The organism is Cryobacterium luteum, from assembly GCF_900110125.1.
In the GTDB taxonomy this organism is placed as follows: domain Bacteria; phylum Actinomycetota; class Actinomycetes; order Actinomycetales; family Microbacteriaceae; genus Cryobacterium; species Cryobacterium luteum.
The window spans coordinates 160442-175791 of sequence record NZ_FOCN01000005.1; the positions used below are offsets into that span (position 1 = coordinate 160442).

14 protein-coding genes are annotated in these 15350 nt (G+C 59.6%); 3 read left to right on the plus strand and 11 right to left on the minus strand.

Features of this window, described 5'->3' with window-relative positions; translation table 11 throughout:
• Nucleotides 1-2: 2 nt before the first annotated feature.
• The 6 genes from BMW72_RS07720 to BMW72_RS07745 form a co-directional block, all read right to left on the minus strand.
• Nucleotides 3-2792, minus strand: a complete 2790-nt coding sequence (locus BMW72_RS07720; RefSeq protein WP_134450436.1) for a response regulator — start codon at nucleotides 2790-2792, stop codon at nucleotides 3-5.
• 306 nt (nucleotides 2793-3098) lie between these two features.
• On the minus strand, nucleotides 3099-3512 hold the full coding sequence (locus BMW72_RS07725; protein ID WP_241984030.1) for a dienelactone hydrolase family protein: 414 nt from the start codon (nucleotides 3510-3512) through the stop codon (nucleotides 3099-3101).
• 188 nt (nucleotides 3513-3700) lie between these two features.
• Nucleotides 3701-4585 carry a hypothetical protein gene (locus tag BMW72_RS07730; RefSeq protein WP_092109021.1) on the minus strand — a complete coding sequence of 295 codons (885 nt, stop codon included), beginning with the start codon at nucleotides 4583-4585 and terminating at the stop codon, nucleotides 3701-3703.
• Nucleotides 4585-5259, minus strand: a complete 675-nt coding sequence (locus BMW72_RS07735) for a hypothetical protein (RefSeq protein ID WP_134450437.1) — start codon at nucleotides 5257-5259, stop codon at nucleotides 4585-4587. The genes BMW72_RS07730 and BMW72_RS07735 overlap by 1 nt, the downstream gene beginning before the upstream one ends.
• Nucleotides 5260-5658: 399 nt before the next feature.
• On the minus strand, nucleotides 5659-6222 hold the full coding sequence (locus BMW72_RS07740; protein WP_092109026.1) for a dihydrofolate reductase family protein: 564 nt from the start codon (nucleotides 6220-6222) through the stop codon (nucleotides 5659-5661).
• A gap of 70 nt (nucleotides 6223-6292) precedes the next feature.
• Nucleotides 6293-7219, minus strand: a complete 927-nt coding sequence (locus tag BMW72_RS07745; protein WP_134450438.1) for an Lrp/AsnC family transcriptional regulator — start codon at nucleotides 7217-7219, stop codon at nucleotides 6293-6295.
• Between the two features lie 246 nt (nucleotides 7220-7465).
• On the opposite strand from BMW72_RS07745, the gene BMW72_RS07750 reads away from it, so the two are divergent.
• Nucleotides 7466-8707: a flavin monoamine oxidase family protein gene (locus BMW72_RS07750; protein ID WP_092109156.1), complete on the plus strand. Its 1242-nt coding sequence runs from the start codon at nucleotides 7466-7468 to the stop codon at nucleotides 8705-8707.
• 11 nt (nucleotides 8708-8718) lie between these two features.
• The gene (locus tag BMW72_RS07755) at nucleotides 8719-10011 is read left to right on the plus strand and encodes a flavin monoamine oxidase family protein (protein ID WP_241984031.1); all 1293 of its coding nucleotides are present in this window, start codon (nucleotides 8719-8721) and stop codon (nucleotides 10009-10011) included.
• Between the two features lie 59 nt (nucleotides 10012-10070).
• Here the strand turns inward: BMW72_RS07755 and BMW72_RS07760 are convergent, their stop codons facing one another.
• The 5 genes from BMW72_RS07760 to BMW72_RS07780 form a co-directional block, all read right to left on the minus strand.
• A complete protein-coding gene (locus tag BMW72_RS07760; RefSeq protein WP_092109034.1) occupies nucleotides 10071-11258 on the minus strand; it encodes an ABC transporter ATP-binding protein in 1188 nt (395 codons plus the stop codon).
• On the minus strand, nucleotides 11255-12040 hold the full coding sequence (locus tag BMW72_RS07765) for an ABC transporter permease (protein ID WP_092109036.1): 786 nt from the start codon (nucleotides 12038-12040) through the stop codon (nucleotides 11255-11257). The genes BMW72_RS07760 and BMW72_RS07765 overlap by 4 nt, the downstream gene beginning before the upstream one ends.
• Complete coding sequence (locus tag BMW72_RS07770) at nucleotides 12037-12945, minus strand: ABC transporter permease (RefSeq protein ID WP_092109159.1); 909 nt, start codon at nucleotides 12943-12945, stop codon at nucleotides 12037-12039. The genes BMW72_RS07765 and BMW72_RS07770 overlap by 4 nt, the downstream gene beginning before the upstream one ends.
• 5 nt (nucleotides 12946-12950) lie before the next feature.
• Nucleotides 12951-14069 (minus strand): extracellular solute-binding protein, encoded by a 1119-nt coding sequence (locus tag BMW72_RS07775; protein WP_241984032.1) that lies wholly within the window; start codon nucleotides 14067-14069, stop codon nucleotides 12951-12953.
• Nucleotides 14070-14304: 235 nt separating this feature from the next.
• Entirely contained in the window at nucleotides 14305-14517 is a 213-nt protein-coding gene (locus tag BMW72_RS07780; protein ID WP_092109040.1) for a hypothetical protein, read from the minus strand.
• Between the two features lie 32 nt (nucleotides 14518-14549).
• On the opposite strand from BMW72_RS07780, the gene BMW72_RS07785 reads away from it, so the two are divergent.
• Nucleotides 14550-15311, plus strand: a complete 762-nt coding sequence (locus tag BMW72_RS07785; RefSeq protein ID WP_092109043.1) for a ParA family protein — start codon at nucleotides 14550-14552, stop codon at nucleotides 15309-15311.
• Nucleotides 15312-15350 lie beyond the last annotated feature (39 nt).

The window sequence follows — 15350 nt, forward strand, 5'->3', positions numbered from 1 at the left end:
CATCACCCGCCCAGATCCGGCCCCGAGTTCAGTGCGCGGTTGACCTCGTCGATGAACGCTCTTCGATTGAAATTCTTCGTGCCGAGCACGCGCACGGGCTGGGTGGGATCACTGTCGACGGCCGCCAGTTCCTGCCGGGTGAGTTGCTTGCCAGTAACCACGAGCACGGGAATGTGTTCGGTTTCCGGGTCACTCTGCAACGCCAGCACAACCTGGTACCCGCTGAACCCTTCCATCATGAGATTGAGCAGCACGAGGTCAGGGTGCAGCCGCTGTGCCATCTCGATCGCGTCGTTCTTGGTGAAGGCACGTTCTACCGCATACTCCGGCCGGGTTAGAAAACGTGCGATCACATCAACCGTCTCGGGGTCGTCGTCGGCGACCAACACTCGTCGGGTGCGTCGGGCGTCTGGACTGAGACCGAGCACATCCAGCGACTGTTGCAGGGCTGCCCGGCTGATCGGCTTTTCCAGCACGGCCGCCGCACCGTGGGTCAATGCCAGGCTCACATCGGTGTCCCCCGCGATGATAACGATCGGGACCGCCGCGAGATCCGAGAACTCGTGCAACCGAAGCAGAAATCCCCAACCGTCCATCCCCGGCAAGCGGATGTCCAGGGTGATGAGACTGAGATGTTGGTGCGGGGCGAGGGCGAGACCCTCTTCTCCGCTGGGCGCGACGATGACGCGAAACCCCTCGGCTTCGAGCAGGAGCCGCAGAACTTCAGCGCTCTTGGCGTCGTCTTCGATGACGAGTGCCACGTGTTTCTCCGAGCGTGCCTCATATCCCTGCTGCGGCTGGGACTTCACCGCGGTGGCGAGCGACTCGGTGACCGGCTGGCCGGCCCCGAGCGAAAATACCTCGGCGCCGGGCGCGGTCGAATTTGGTTCCGTTTTTTTCTGAGCTACCGGCGCCGCTGCCGTGGCGGACGGGTGAAACGGATGCGGCTTCGGCCGGTTGGCAGCGGACGCCTGCGTCTCGATCGCGGCGGCCGCATCGCGATTCGTCTCCGACTTCTCCGAGCCCGGTGCTGACCAGACCGGTGCGCTCTGGTCGGTGCCGCCGAGTGGGAGCCACACAGCAAAACTTGCGCCCTCGCCCTCAGCACTGGCGACGGCAACCGTTCCTCCCTGGATTCCCACCATTTCCTTTACGGTTGCCAGACCCAGGCCGGTACCCTCGAAGCGGCGAGCCAGCGTGCTGTCGATCTGACTGAAGGCGAGGAACAGTTTCGACATGTTCTCGGACGAGATGCCCATCCCGGTGTCGTCGACACGAATTTCGAGAAAGTCTGCGATGGTACTGGCCGGCAGTGGAAAATCGTGTACCGGCCAGACACCGGCAATTTTTCCCACTGCGCTGCGCGGCACACGCTTGGCGATCAGGGTGACCTGTCCCTGGTCGGGAGTGAACTTGACCGCGTTGGACAACAGGTTGTAGATGATCTGTTTGGTTTTTCGCCGGTCGAGCAGCGGCACCCCGAGGTCGTCGGCACCCTCGAAACGAAGCTGAATTCCATGGGCCGCAGCACCATCGCGCACGATCGAGAGGCTCTGCTCGAGCAGCGAGCGCACATCTACGGCCTCCAACTCGATGTCCATCATTCCCGCCTCAACCTTGGACAAGTCGAGAATGTCGTTGATCAGTGCCAGCAGATGGTGCCCGCTGGTGAAGATGTCACCGATGTATTCGCGCTGGGAGTCGCTCATGTCACCCATGAGCCCGTCCTTGAGCGCCTCGGAGAACCCGATGATCGCGTTCAGGGGCGTGCGCAATTCGTGAGACATCGTCGCCAGAAACTCGGTCTTCATGCGGCTGGCGTGCTCCAGCTCGATGTTGCTCTCTTTGAGCGCACGCTCGAACCGTTTGCGTTCCGTGACGTCTCGCGCTGACGCGAATACTCCCTGAACGACGCGGTCGCGATCGTAGAACGTGGCGGCGTTGTAGGAGACGTCGGTCTCCTCGCCGTTGAGAGCGCGCACCGTGAGCTCGTAGTCGTTGACTCTGCTCTCGGTGAGTGCCCGTCGAATGGCCGCGTCGGCGCGGACCGGGTCGGTGAAGAAGTTGCGGCAGGGCGCGCCGATGAGTTCGTCCCGGGTTCGACCGGTGAGTTCGATCATCTGCTGGTTGACGTCGGAGATGATGCCCATGGTGTCGGTGGTCATCAGCGCATCGATATTCGACTCGATCAGCGAGCGAGTGTAGAACTGCTGATCACGCAACCGTTGGTCGAGAACCGACTGGGCTACCTCCACCTGTTTGCGCGACGTGTTGTCGGTGCCGATCAGCAGGTAGCCGATGATCGCCTCGTTCTGGTCCCGCAGGGCGGTGACCGAGACGATGGCCGGAAACCGACTACCGTCCTTGCGAATCTTGGTGAGTTCGTAGATATCCTCGATGCCGCGACTGGCCTTGAAAACGAGGGCTTCAAAACCGGGCTTGATCATGGTCCCGAACTCCAGACTCAGCTGGGCAGCCCGCAGCACGATCTCTTCCGAATCGTGGATCTCGGCCGGCGTGATCTTGTTCACCACCTCCTCCGCTGTGTAGCCGAGCATCCGCTGCGCGCCCACATTGAAAATCTGGATGACACCCTGGGCGTCGGTGGCAATACTCGAGAAATTCGCGCTGTTGAAGATCGCGTCCTGCAAACTCACCGTCTGCTGCAGCAGGTTTTGGGCCCGAATCGCCTCCTCCTCGATCTCGCTGTCTGTACCGGACGGGCTCTCGACCGTCACACTTCCTTCAGCGGTGTCGGGCGGCCGGGCAGGACTTCTTGGGATGTCGGTCATGGTCATCACGCCTTTCGTGATCTATCGAGTGCGTTGTGAGCGTGAGGTACAGAGAACGCGTCACGATAAGGCAGAAGAGGCACGCGGTCGGCAACTTCGCCTCGCTGGATTGCCGCGAGTCGACCGGGGGGAATTTCCCTCACTTAAATCTATATCACGAATGCGGTCGAATCACCCCTATTTGGGGGTCGTCAAGATCGAAGCTCCGGGGGCGTTTCCTTCCACGATGGTGACATCCGAAACGGCGGTGTCGACGAGGCTGTCGGTTGCCACCAAATGTCGTTCTGTGCGCTGAGAAGGTAAGCGTCACCCAGGGTGGATCGCAAGAAACGCCAGCGTTCGGTGCCGGAGCAGTGCGGCCGCAGCAGCGTCGTACGACGGCAGCGAGCTGTCGGCGAAATAGTGTGGGTCACCGGGATAGAGAAAAAGTTCAGCCGTCGTCGTCGATTCGACGAGCGCGCGGGCGGCATCGAGGTCACCCTCACCGGCAAAGATTGGGTCGGCGTCCATGCCGTGCACCTGCATGGGAACACCATCCGGCCAGGCAGAGCCGAACTCGGAGACCGGGACGCAGGAGTAAAACAGTCGGGCACCTTGTGCGCCGGCTCGGGCCTGCGCGAGCTTTTGTGCGGGGAGTACACCGAGGGAGAAACCCGCGTAGACCAGTTCCGCCCTAGGGAAAGGTCGAAGGTCGAAGGTCGAACTAGTGTGAAAGGTCACACCGGGAGGTATTCATGGCCGAGCTCCAGCCCATCCAGCCGTGCCTATGGTTCGACGCCTCCGCTCGCGAGGCGATGCAGGTTCAGACCGCTGCGAGACCGTTCGGGCCCGAGCACCCCGAGCCGTGCGGGCCCCGGCACCGGGCGTCATTGCGTGCTCGCAGTGCTCTGCACAGCCCGCCCCACGGTTTAGGGCTCCAGATTACGGAATTGGAATTGCAGTCGAACCGAGCCGTCGAGCGGCAGCACGAGAGTCGTATTGTGGTTATCCCAGGCGTTGGGGATGAGAAACATACGATCATCACCGACGATGAGCAGTCGCAGCCCCCAATAGCGGAAGCGAAAGGTCTCGTCGGCCAATGCGGGCAGCGCGGTTTCGCTCACCCGCGCCTCGTCCGGGAGGAAGAGCCGCTGCTCGGTGTCGACAATGACGCTGGGAAGGTTGTCGGGGGCCCGCGCCTGCTGCTGGGCGAGACCCAGGCCCGACCACTGTGCGACGGTGGCTGTCGCCCAGAACACGCAGGCGGCGACCGCAGCCCAGAGCAGCACGACGACGCCCGTCGGCGGGCGGTGACCCACACCGGTTTCGCGGGCCAGGAATCGCACCGTCCCCACGCAGTATGCGGCGATCGCACCGCCCAGGGCCACGATGAGCGGGGTGACGAGCGGGTAGTAGTCCCATTCAGCCAGGAGCGGATAGGCGAAGAGCAAGATGAGACCCACTGCCAGGATGCCCAGGCCGACGACAACCCCGCGTCTCCCCGCAACCGCGAAGCCGGATCGGCTCGAGCGGCGACGAATCTGAGCGTGCCAGGCGATCAGGGCTGCACCGACGAGCGCGAACACGAGGAGCGGAACCAGGAGAGGCTGCGGACTGCGCATCACGTAGTCCTGGGTGTTCAGGCCGATGACGTCGACATCGATGCCGAAGTAGTCGTACTGGGCCCGGGATGAGACATAACCGAAATAGAAGAGCAGGGCGCCGAGAAGTGTCGCCGGAGCGATGATGCTGCCGAGCACGTTCAGCCCGCGTTCGAACCGTGCAGCGTTCTCTCTCTCCCCCGGTTCGGACATCAGGCCGGTCCGCTCGTCGTCACTCCCAAGCCCTCATCCGCGGGCGGTGTATCGGAGGGGGTGTTCGCGGGAGGCGTGTCGAGGGGGATGCTGAGATTGCTTTCAGTGAATACTGCAGACAGGAATTTTGCGCAGTCCAGTGACTCACCGTCGCTGCAGGTGACCTCACCGGTGAGGCTCACGTTCAGCGGCGCATCGGGTGGACTGGGCTGATTGCCGGTCGGCACGATCGCCAGATCACAGGTCTGGTCGGCGATGTCGAAGACGAACTCGATGCACGGCGGTTTCTCGCCGCTGCAGCCCGAATCGGCGAGCGCGTAGACGTCGTCCGTGAACCTGGCACCGCTGATCCAGATCTGCACATTCTCCGGTATTTTGGCATTGTCTTGTTCGACGATCCAGTTCACCGTCACGCAGTTGTCGGCGAGGGTATTTTCGTCGAAACTCACGTTGCCGCCGATCGGGAGCTGCGGGAGACCGACCGATATTGCGCCTCCGCCGGTGTCGGGAGGCGGCGCAGGCAGCGACGTGCTCGGCCCCGAGGAGCTGGGGGCGTTCGGGGGCGTCTCAGGCTGCGGGGGCTCTGCGACGGCACAACCCGCCAGGGCAGCCCCCACGAGAGTGATCTCGACGAGAACAACGCCGATGACTGCAAGTCCTCGCCGTGCGTGCATGACAACCTCCCGGTGGAGGGTGACGACGAAGCGATGCGAATGTCGGTCGCGTTCGCTCCGGAACGCCACTGATGCCTTGAGTATCCCGCGAGTCGGGCGTGCCGGCAATACTCTGACACTATTTGGCAGACCGCAGCGTTGGTCGATAACGAGCGCCGAGTTTGCCCCGCGGAGTTCGCGCACCCCGGGTGGTCATCGCCGGCGCGAGTGCACAGCATGATGCCACAGGGTTCGATATCGCGAACCGGAATGAACTCGACATCCGCTCCCGCGTAGTACGACGCAATTGAAGTGACTGCAGTCTTCACTTTTAGCGGATCGAGGTGCCCCGTCTCTGCCCTGGACCGCGCCACGGCGGATCCGATCGGCAGGAGCGAGGCTTGCGCCTCGCAGCACGGGCTAACGAGCCACGCGGTGCCGGAGGTAGACGATTCCCGACTTGAAGGCACGGGTTTCGATGAGTTCGAGATCGACTCGGCGCTCGTGCCGGGGGAAGAACGGGATGCCGCCGCCGACCAGTACCGGGTAAACCATCACCTGGTATTCATCGATGAGACCCAGAGCGGATGCCTCGGCGGCGAGAGTCGCGCCGCCAATGGCGATGTTGCCTTCCCCCGGCTCGGCGCGCAACCGTTCGATCTCATCCGCGACGCCGCCGGTGGCCAGGCGGGCGTTGCCCTGCACAGCCGAGAGCGTGGTGGAGAACACCACCTTGGGGAGCGGATTCCAGAGCTCGGTCCACTCGAGGTCGGCAGCGTCGAGCGAGCTTTCCTGGTCAGCGCTCTCCCAGTACAGCATCGTCTCGTACAGCCGTCGACCCAACAGGTGAACGCCGACGGTTCGAATATCGTCGATCCAGAAACGAAAAACCTCGTCGTCGGGTGCCGTCCAGTCGAACGTGCCATCCGGCCCGACGATGTATCCGTCCAGGGACATGCCCATGGAATACGTCACCTTGCGCATGAGAAACCCTCCGTGGTATCGCGTTCGAGAATACGCCGGACGCCGCGGACTTTGGTGGAACTTGCAGCGGTCAGCGTTGCCGTGTGTCGCGATACTCGGCGACGCTGTAATCCTCCTTGAGGATCTGCAAGTGAATCCACGTCGAGATGCCAACGACCGTTGGCTCGCGTCGAAGTACCTCCACAAAGTCATTAGCGTCGCGTAAAGTAACGAAAACTGCCGTTGCGATGATGCCGAAATCACCCGTCGTCGTGGCAATGAATTCCACACCGAGTTTGCTCAATACTTCTACGCAGGGGCCGCTTACGCCCTTGTGTCGTACGCCCAGACCGAGTGCGATCGTGTGCGCACGGCCAAAATTCCGGTTCGGCACTGCAACCACTCGGATGATTTCGCCATCAATCAGCCGCGTCATTCGGTGACGTGCGGAGCTTTCAGGCAGACGCAGGGCCTCAGCGAGCACCCGAACGGGAGCTCGACCATCTCGTTCGAGCGCTTCGATCAGGCGCATATCAGTCTCGTCGAGAGAGAACTCATCCTCGGCCTGAAGTGTCGGTGCATAGATATTATGGACGATGCTGTCGTACCGATGCACCTGGATTGAAAGCACCTCATCGTGTTCTCGGATCGCAGCAAGCAACTCGACCAATTCCGCCTCGAAGCGACAGCGCATCTGAACGCACAGGCCCGCATCGCCTGTCGTTGTGGAAACATAGGTCGTCAACGACGACCCGACCATTTCTTCGTAGAGAGCACTAGCGTCACCACGAAGGACCACGTGCAGGTGGCCCTCGACGTGGAAACCGAACATGCGCGGATTTGCACTGGCCGTGAATCGTAGTTGACCGCTGTCAACCACAGATTTCACGATTTCAGAAACGTGATTTCGAGTGAGATCGAGTGCTTCTGCGATGGATGAGTATGAAGCGCGCCCATCCCGTCGCAGGTAGTCAATGACGTGATCTTCGTCAATTGAAAATCCGGATTTGTCCGACACTCGTCACCTCGTCTCAAGTTTACGTAAAGGGATTCACGCCAGACGCACTAACAAATCCGTCTTAAGGTATGCCTATTATGGGGAAATTGTACGTATTGGTTCCGATTTTGGCTATGCTTCATCATATTATCGGCCATATAAGTCCAATACTGACTATCTGGCATTCAGGTCCAGGAAACACCAACGATGGGGTTGGTCGTCGCTCAGTTCACTCGCTGCGCCTCGTGCCGCTCACTGAGGAGAACCGTGAAGGTCATTATTGTCGGCGCAGGCCTCGCGGGTTTGACGGCTGCTTGGAAGCTGCGTCAACTGGGTCATGAGCCCGTCGTTCTTGAGGCTCGCAGCAGAGTCGGTGGGCGTACGTGGTCAGAGAAACTCGGCAACGGTCAAGTCACTGAGCGCGGGGGTGAGTATATCTTTCCAACGGAGTTCGCCATTCGTGGATTGTCCGCAGAAGTCAAAGTCCCGATACTCACGCACAATGTCCGGTACGCACGACGAACGGTGAGTGGTTCGCATTTGAGCCCCAGCGAGCTGACCGAAGTTACTCTGCGCCTCACCAACACGCTCAAACAGATGCTTGCAGACGGCATGCATCGAGTCTCCGTGGACGCAGTTTTCCGGGCCACAATGGGGTCCAATTTTCATACCCACGCGGCGTATCGGCGAATGGCAACGTCGCTGGCCGGTGATCCTGACCTGATCAGCGCGGAAGCTGCCCTACTGCATGAGTCCTCCGCCGACGGCGGTTACGTCGAGGACGCTGGCAGATTCCTGTGGGGCAACCAGTCGCTTGCCAACGAGCTCGCCCGCATGCTTGGTGCGGCCATACGGCTGGAGTCCCCCATCACGGCGATCGAACAATCCCCAACGGGCGTTCAGGTGACCCTGCACGATGGAAGTTCGGTCGATGGGGACTCCGCAGTGCTTGCAGTGCCGCTACCAATTTTGCGTACTTTGCATCTTGGGTTCGAGCTCCCGGCCTCACAACGCGCTGCACTTGACCACCGCTCCATGGGCACGGCTGCAAAGCTCGGCGTTCCCCTGTCTCATGTTGATAGTGACGTTGCGCTCCAGAGCGCCCACCATGCCTGGTGGTCGTGGCGTTCTATGTCGATAGACGGCGAAAATCGTGTGCCGGCGCTCTCGTGCTTTGCGGGAGGAGGCGGTACCCTCGCCGCACTTGATACGGCGAACGGCCCCCAGCGCTGGGTCGCAGAACTGAAAAAAATGCGTCCCGAATTAGTCATTGACGGGGATGTCCTGCTCACTGACTGGACAAACGACGAGTGGACTCTGGGGTCATACTCGGCTCCGTCTCTCGATTGGACAGAAGAAGACACCTCCGCGTTCGACTCGGCGGCGGGGCTCGTCGCAATCGCGGGTGAGCATACTGGCCTGCAGCAGTCCCTGAATGGTGCCGTCGTGTCCGGCTATCGAGCAGCCAAAGCGATTTCCGATCGAGCTCACGAACGTCAAACTCAATAATGGGCCAGAGAGTGGAATCAACAGACGTAGTTGTCATCGGCGCCGGATTCGCCGGACTTGTTGCCGCACGAGAACTCGGCCGCGCCGGTCACCGAGTGATCGTGCTCGAGGCGCGCGATCGGGTCGGTGGGCGTACATGGACTCAGCATGCCCTCGGACATGAACTCGAATTTGGCGGCACGTGGGTGCACTGGGTGCAACCCCACGTGTGGGCGGAAATGACTCGATATGGCCGGAGAATCGTTCGCAGTCCGGTCGCAGAAAACGCATACTGGCTCGGTGCCGATGCCGCGTTGCGAAAGGGCACTCTTGAAGAGTTTATGGCTCTCATCCGCGACGGGCAGCAACAGATAGTTGCAGATGCGCTCACAGCGATTCCGCGTGCGGTGGACCCCACCGCTGGAGCAATCACCGAATGCGACGAACAATCATTGCAGCAGCGCCTGGACGAAATCGTCCTCGACGATGAGGCCCGCGCCGCGAACGAATCCGTGTGGGTAGGGCACGTAAATGCCCCACTGCGCGAGGTGGGTCTGGCCAGCGCTCTGCGCTGGGCGAGTGCGGCCGGTGGCCATTGGCCCCTCATGCATGACGCTTCAGCGACGTACCGCGTCGAGGGAGGCATGTCGTCCTTCACTGCGGCTATCGCCGCGGACGTCGCCGGAGAAATACGGCTCAACTCGACCGTCACGCACATCGAGCACGATGAGCATGGGGGTACCGTCACCCTCTCCGACGGTCGCCAGCTACGTGCGCAGCGCGTCATCCTGACCCTGCCCATCAATGCAATCGACGCGATTGCAGTAACACCCCCACTTCCGGCGGTGTGGAGGCGAGCCAACGACGAGCGCGTGGCATCTCAAGGAGTGAAGGTGTGGATGAGGGTGCGCGGTCGCGTGCCACGGTTTTTTGCTTACGCTTCGCAGCACCACCCGATCTCGGTGCTGAAAAGCGAATTTATCGAGGATGATCATTCGATACTGGTCGGCTTCGGCCCGGATCACACTGCCATAGACGTGAGCAGTATCGAACAGGTCCAGGCTGCTATTCGAGTATGGGGCGATGGCTTGGAAGTGACCGACGTTGCCGCGCATGACTGGATGAAGGATCCGTTGTCGCAAAATACCTGGATGATTCACCGTCCAGGACAACTGACGCGTGATCTATCACAGTTGCAAGTACCGGACGGCGTGCTCCACTTCGCCGGGTGTGACACAGCGGATCTTTGGGGCGGGTTCATTGATGGCGCAATCGAGAGCGGTCTTCGGGAGGCCCGGCTCGTTACGGCCCTGCTCACGCAGTGAAGCTGCCGGGCCTCATTCGCTGGGCCCGGCAGCCTCATGCTTATCAACACGGTCCGAAACTAAGTCAGTGACACGCCGGCCTCACCGGTGTCGACAAGAAGCACCCCCGAATCGACGTTCCATCTCATCACGGCACGCGTACCGGGCTCGCGCACGATGGTCGAGTGCGCCTCACGAACGGTGCCGACGCTCCCATCCGGAAGCTGCACCTCACAGCGCCAAGCTGAACCCAGATAGCTCGAGTCCAACACGATTACTGGCAGCGAATTGATCCGAGTGGAGTCTGTAACGGTGCCTTCATCGTGCAGAGTTATGTTTTCGGGGCGGATGAGAATTGCCAGGGATGTCGAATCCTGTTCACCGGGAACACGAATATCGTGCCCAGAAATATTCAACGTTGTCGTACCGTGAAGGGAATCGACCCTTGAGCCGGAAAGTACGGTGGATTCACCGAGAAAGCGCCCGACAAAAAGAGTTGCAGGCCTTTGGTAAAGCTCAGCGGGGCTGCCGACCTGCTCGATCCGCCCATTGTTGAAGACCGCAATCCGGTCAGAAAGGGAAAGCGCCTCCTCCTGGTCGTGCGTAACGTACACAAAAGTTGATCCCACCTCACGGTGAATTCGCTTGATCTCTTTCTGAAGCCATTCGCGCAATTTCTTGTCGAGGGCACCGAGCGGCTCATCCATGAGCAATACGCGGGGCTGATAAACGAGTGCACGCGCGAGGGCCACGCGCTGTTGTTGCCCCCCTGAGAGCTCCGTCGGGTATCGATCGCCGAACTCTCCCATGCGCACCATCTGAAGCGCACCGGCGATCATCGTCTTCTGTTCGGATCTCGAAATTTTACGCCGATCGAGCGGATATGCAATGTTCTCAGCGACGGTTTTGTGCGGGAACAGCGCATAGTTTTGAAAAACCATGCCGATGTCTCGTTTATGTGCTGGCAGCTTGGCAACTGGCTTGCCGTAGATGTGTAGCAGCCCCTCCGTTGCCGAGACGAAGCCAGCAATCATGTTCAGAGTCGTCGTCTTGCCCGACCCGGACGGGCCGAGGAACGTCATGAATTCTCCCGGCTCAATAACGAGGCTGATGTCGTCAACTACGGCTTTCTTCCCATAACGTTTGGTCACAGCCCGAAGACTGATCCCCGCGTCATTGATTACGCCGATGATCTGGGTATTCAGATTTAATTGCCGAAGTTCCTGTTCGTGAATGTCAGGTGCGGCGTCAATACTGTCCGGTCTCATGCCGAAACTCGCTTTCTTTTGCGGGTAGCAAATTGTGCAGTGAGCATCACAATCACAGATGTGAACATTGCGACAACAGCCACCGCGGCGACAGTCGGGTCACTCGCCTGGGTCACGCTGTTGTAAATCTTCACGGGCAAAGTTTGCAGCTGCGGGCTTTGAATAAAGAGGGACAAAATAATTTCGTCGAAAGAAGTCACGAATGCGAACAGCGCACCAGCTGTCACTCCCGGCATTATCAGTGGAAGGGTGATGCTGAAAAATGTTCGAAGTCGACCCGCTCCCAAGGTAGCCGAAGCCTGTTCCAAGCGTGGGTCTACCCCCTGCAGTGAGGCCGTTACGTTGATGATGACCAAAGGGAGTGCAACAACCGTGTGAGCGAGCACAAATCCGGGGAGAGTGCCCAACAGGTTGAATCGCAGGAAGAGGGAGTACAGCCCGATGGCGATCACAATGCCGGGCACAATAAGCGGGGTGAGGAAGAAGTTCTCCAACAAGGACTTTCCGCGAAATCTAACTTTAGATAATCCGATAGCCGCCATGATTCCCAGGGCCGTAGCGACAACCATGGTGATGAGCGCAACCTGCAGTGATGAGCCCAACGCTCGCATCCATGACGGATCGGTGAAGAAGTTCGCGTACCACTGCAGGGAAAAGCCCTGGGGCGGAAAATTGAACGACGCCGCCGAATTGAACGACATCGGAATGATGACCAGAGTTGGAAGCAACAACCAGAGGACGGTGAGAACGGCCAGGGCGCTCAAAGCGCGTTTCAGCGTCATTTTGTTCTCCCCGCAAACAGGCTCGTGCCCTTGGAGGCGCGTCCCACAAGAGCAAGGACCACGATTGTGGTCGTTAGCATGAAGATGCCCAGCGCGGTGCCGTGACCCCACATCAGGAACCCACTGATCTGCTGGTACATGAGTGCAGACATCATGATTTCCTTTGACGAGCCGAGCAACGCGGGGATGATGTAGAAACCGAGTCCCAAAATGAAGACCGTGACCGAGCCTGCAAATATCCCTGGCCGTGACAGTGGCAAATAGACCGTAAAGAAAGCCGTAACCGGCCTCGCCCCAAGATTGGCCGCCGCGGGAAGCAACCGCTTGTCGATCTTGGCAAGTGCCGAATATAGCGGCAACACCATGAAGGGCAGCAGCACTTGGGTCATGCCTAAAGCCACTCCGAAAGTACTTCGGATGAGAGGCAGGGGGCCGATTCCAAACACAGACTCGAGTAGTCCGTTTATAGGGCCCGTGTCCTGCAAGAGAACCATCCATGCGAGCGTTCGAACCAAAATACTGGTCCATAAAGGCAGCATGATAAACAGCTGCAACATGTTACGCGTACGATCGCTCACGATTGTCATCAAGTACGCATAAGGGTAAGCGATGAGTAGGCAAACGATCGTCACCAGGAACGAAGTTCCGAAAGTGCGACCCGCGACGACCATATTCGTCGGAGTAGTAAAGAGCCACACGTAGTTCTGGATACCAAGGCTTGGATCGGTGATGCTCCGAATGAAGACATCAATGAGTGGCGCGAGAAAGAAGAACGAAACGATGATAAAGGCTGGTATCAGCAGGAGAAAGGGCCGCCAATTTCTCGGCTCACGAGTCGGCCTTGTCGTGTTACCCCCTGCAGCTGAGAGCTTATTTAGTTCGCGAATTGGAGATAGGTCTGACATGCCGGTTAGCTCCCGGTAACCCATCCGGCCCATGCTTCCGACAAAGCATCGTAGTTCTCGACCCAGAAGTCGATGTTGGGCGCGTGGCCTGTGGCGAGATGTTCTGTGGTGAGCCACGTCTCCAACGTCGCATCCACTTTGGGCTTCGCGTCGATGTTTACCGGCCCATAAGAGGTCAGCTCCGTCATGCGTGCCTGCTGTTCTGCGCCGAGGTAAAAATTGACGGCGGCGAAAGCGGCTTGTGGATCCTTTACACCTTTGGGGATAGCCGTTGAATCGACCATGATCATCCATTCATCCCACATGGGAGCGACCGGGGCACCGGCTGCAGCCGCGCCGTAGCCACGTCCAGACCAGACCAGACCCATAGCAGCCTCGCCCGATTCGAGTTGTTGCTGCGCTTGGGCGCCTGAGGTCCAACCAATGACGTCATCTCCAAGGCCGCGATATTTGTCGAAGGCAAGGTCGATGTCGGCAACGTTTACATCGCTCAGATCTTTACCGTCCGCCGCAAGGGCGAACTCGACCGTCTGGGGGTCCACGTACGGCGATTGACTGACCGTGCGCTTGCCCGGAAACTTCTTTGTGTCGAAGAAGTCAGCTGCGCTGGTGGGTGGGTTGTCGCCGAACGCGTCCGTGTTATAGGCGACGACGAGGCCGTAGAGAATGTTTGGCACCATGCACTTGTCTGTGATGGTTCCCTCGGGAACTTTCGAGATGTCGACCTGCGAGTAGTCATACTCCTCGTAGAGCGTTCCGCAGCCACGGGCGGTGTCAAATTGGGTTGCATTGGTAATGTCCCAAGACACGTTCTTGCTGTCCACCATTGCTTTGAGTTTGCCCGCATCGAATGCGTCCTGGAGAAAAGTTGCCCCCGATATCTTCGCAAACGGATCCCAGGCTGCGTCACGTTGACCATCCTGAAAAATGCCGCCAGAGGCGGCGTAAGTCAGCGTGACACCATCGAAAACGCCATCGGGGACAACGCCGGCTACCGGGGTGCCAAGGTCCCGACTCGCTACTGGTTCGGCGTCACCTGCGCTTGCGCAGCCGGCGATCAGGAGAGTCGCCACTCCACCCATCGCAATCACGCACAGCTGTCGCTTCAGTTTCTGGTTCCGCATGGTGATCCTTCTTCTTTCACTCCGTTGTGAACCCCGTAAAGACAGATACACACGCACAAGGTGCATCGCCCGCCCTCGGAATCGGTTAGCCCCAACGTAGCAATTGCAATCCAAAAGTGCGAGCACTTTATCAAGATCAGTGGGTAGGGTCGACGAAAAAGTCGGAATTTTGAGCAGAACGTGATGCAATTTTGCACAACACACACAATCTCTAGCTAAAGTGCGCTGGCGCCCCCTAGCGAGGGACAAGCGATGCGGTGGAAATGCCGTGCTCCCACGGAACGGTCAGCGATTCGGCGAACACGGATAACTGCCGCAGATGCTCGGGCCGCGATGGGTGATTGAAATAGGCGTCGGCTTCGCGCTCGTTGACGCGGCGCAGAAAAAATAGCTGCGGGCCGTGGTCGGCCAGAATGAGTTCGAACCTGGTGCGGCCTTTCTGCCTCACAACGATTACCCGCTTGCTCGTAAGATGAGGCAATGAGAACGGTTGCGGTTTACAGCACCAAGGGTGGGGTCGGCAAAACAACAGCGGCGGTCAATCTCGCGTGGGAGGCATCCCAACAGTTCCGGGTGCTGCTCTGGGATCTGGACCCGCAGGGCGCCTCAACCTATGTCCTCAATGTGAAAGCGCGAGTCAAAGGGGGCGTAGATTCGCTCATCCGCGGAAAGACTGAGATGGATGCTGCTATCCGGTCAACCACCTACCCAAACCTCGATGTGCTGCCGGCTGATGAGACGTATCGAGGGCTCGACCTGGTCCTCGACGCGGCGAAGAAGTCCACACACCGCCTTGCCAAAGTGCTTGAGTCAGTGGCGAAAGAATACGATGTCGTCATCCTGGACTGTCCGCCCGGGGCGTCCCTCGTCGCCGAGAACGCGCTCCACGCGGCCGACCTCGCCGTGGTACCGCTCGTTCCTTCGCCGCTGTCACTGCGGTCACTCGCCCAGGTCAACGAGATCATCGCAGCATCGGACCATCCGCCCAAGGTGTTCGCATTCCTGTCGATGGTGGACCGCCGCAAACTGGTACACCGTTCTGCCGTCGAATCCCTGCCGCGGGAACACCCACAGGTTATCGACCTCGTAGTTCCCTCGACTGTCGTCATCGAGCGGATGGGGTCTGAACGCGCCCCGATCGGCATCTACGCACCGGGAACTGAAGCTGCTCGTGTCTTCGCCCGACTGTGGGAGTTCGTCCACTCGGCGTCAAAGGTTAAACGGAGCGCACGGCTCGAGTAGTACGACCGAAGTTATCGTGCAGCGCCTCACGCGCCGATC

Bases quoted from the DNA above. Each gene is read 5' to 3' on its own strand.
- BMW72_RS07720 (WP_134450436.1), bottom strand. From the start codon at position 2,792: ATGACCGACATCCCAAGAAGTCCTGCCCGGCCGCCCGACACCGCTGAA.
- BMW72_RS07730 (WP_092109021.1), bottom strand. From the start codon at position 4,585: ATGTCCGAACCGGGGGAGAGAGAGAACGCTGCACGGTTCGAACGCGGG.
- BMW72_RS07735 (WP_134450437.1), bottom strand. From the start codon at position 5,259: ATGCACGCACGGCGAGGACTTGCAGTCATCGGCGTTGTTCTCGTCGAG.
- BMW72_RS07740 (WP_092109026.1), bottom strand. From the start codon at position 6,222: ATGCGCAAGGTGACGTATTCCATGGGCATGTCCCTGGACGGATACATC.
- BMW72_RS07760 (WP_092109034.1), bottom strand. From the start codon at position 11,258: ATGAGACCGGACAGTATTGACGCCGCACCTGACATTCACGAACAGGAA.
- BMW72_RS07765 (WP_092109036.1), bottom strand. From the start codon at position 12,040: ATGACGCTGAAACGCGCTTTGAGCGCCCTGGCCGTTCTCACCGTCCTC.
- BMW72_RS07770 (WP_092109159.1), bottom strand. From the start codon at position 12,945: ATGTCAGACCTATCTCCAATTCGCGAACTAAATAAGCTCTCAGCTGCA.
- BMW72_RS07775 (WP_241984032.1), bottom strand. From the start codon at position 14,069: ATGCGGAACCAGAAACTGAAGCGACAGCTGTGCGTGATTGCGATGGGT.
- BMW72_RS07785 (WP_092109043.1), top strand. From the start codon at position 14,550: ATGAGAACGGTTGCGGTTTACAGCACCAAGGGTGGGGTCGGCAAAACA.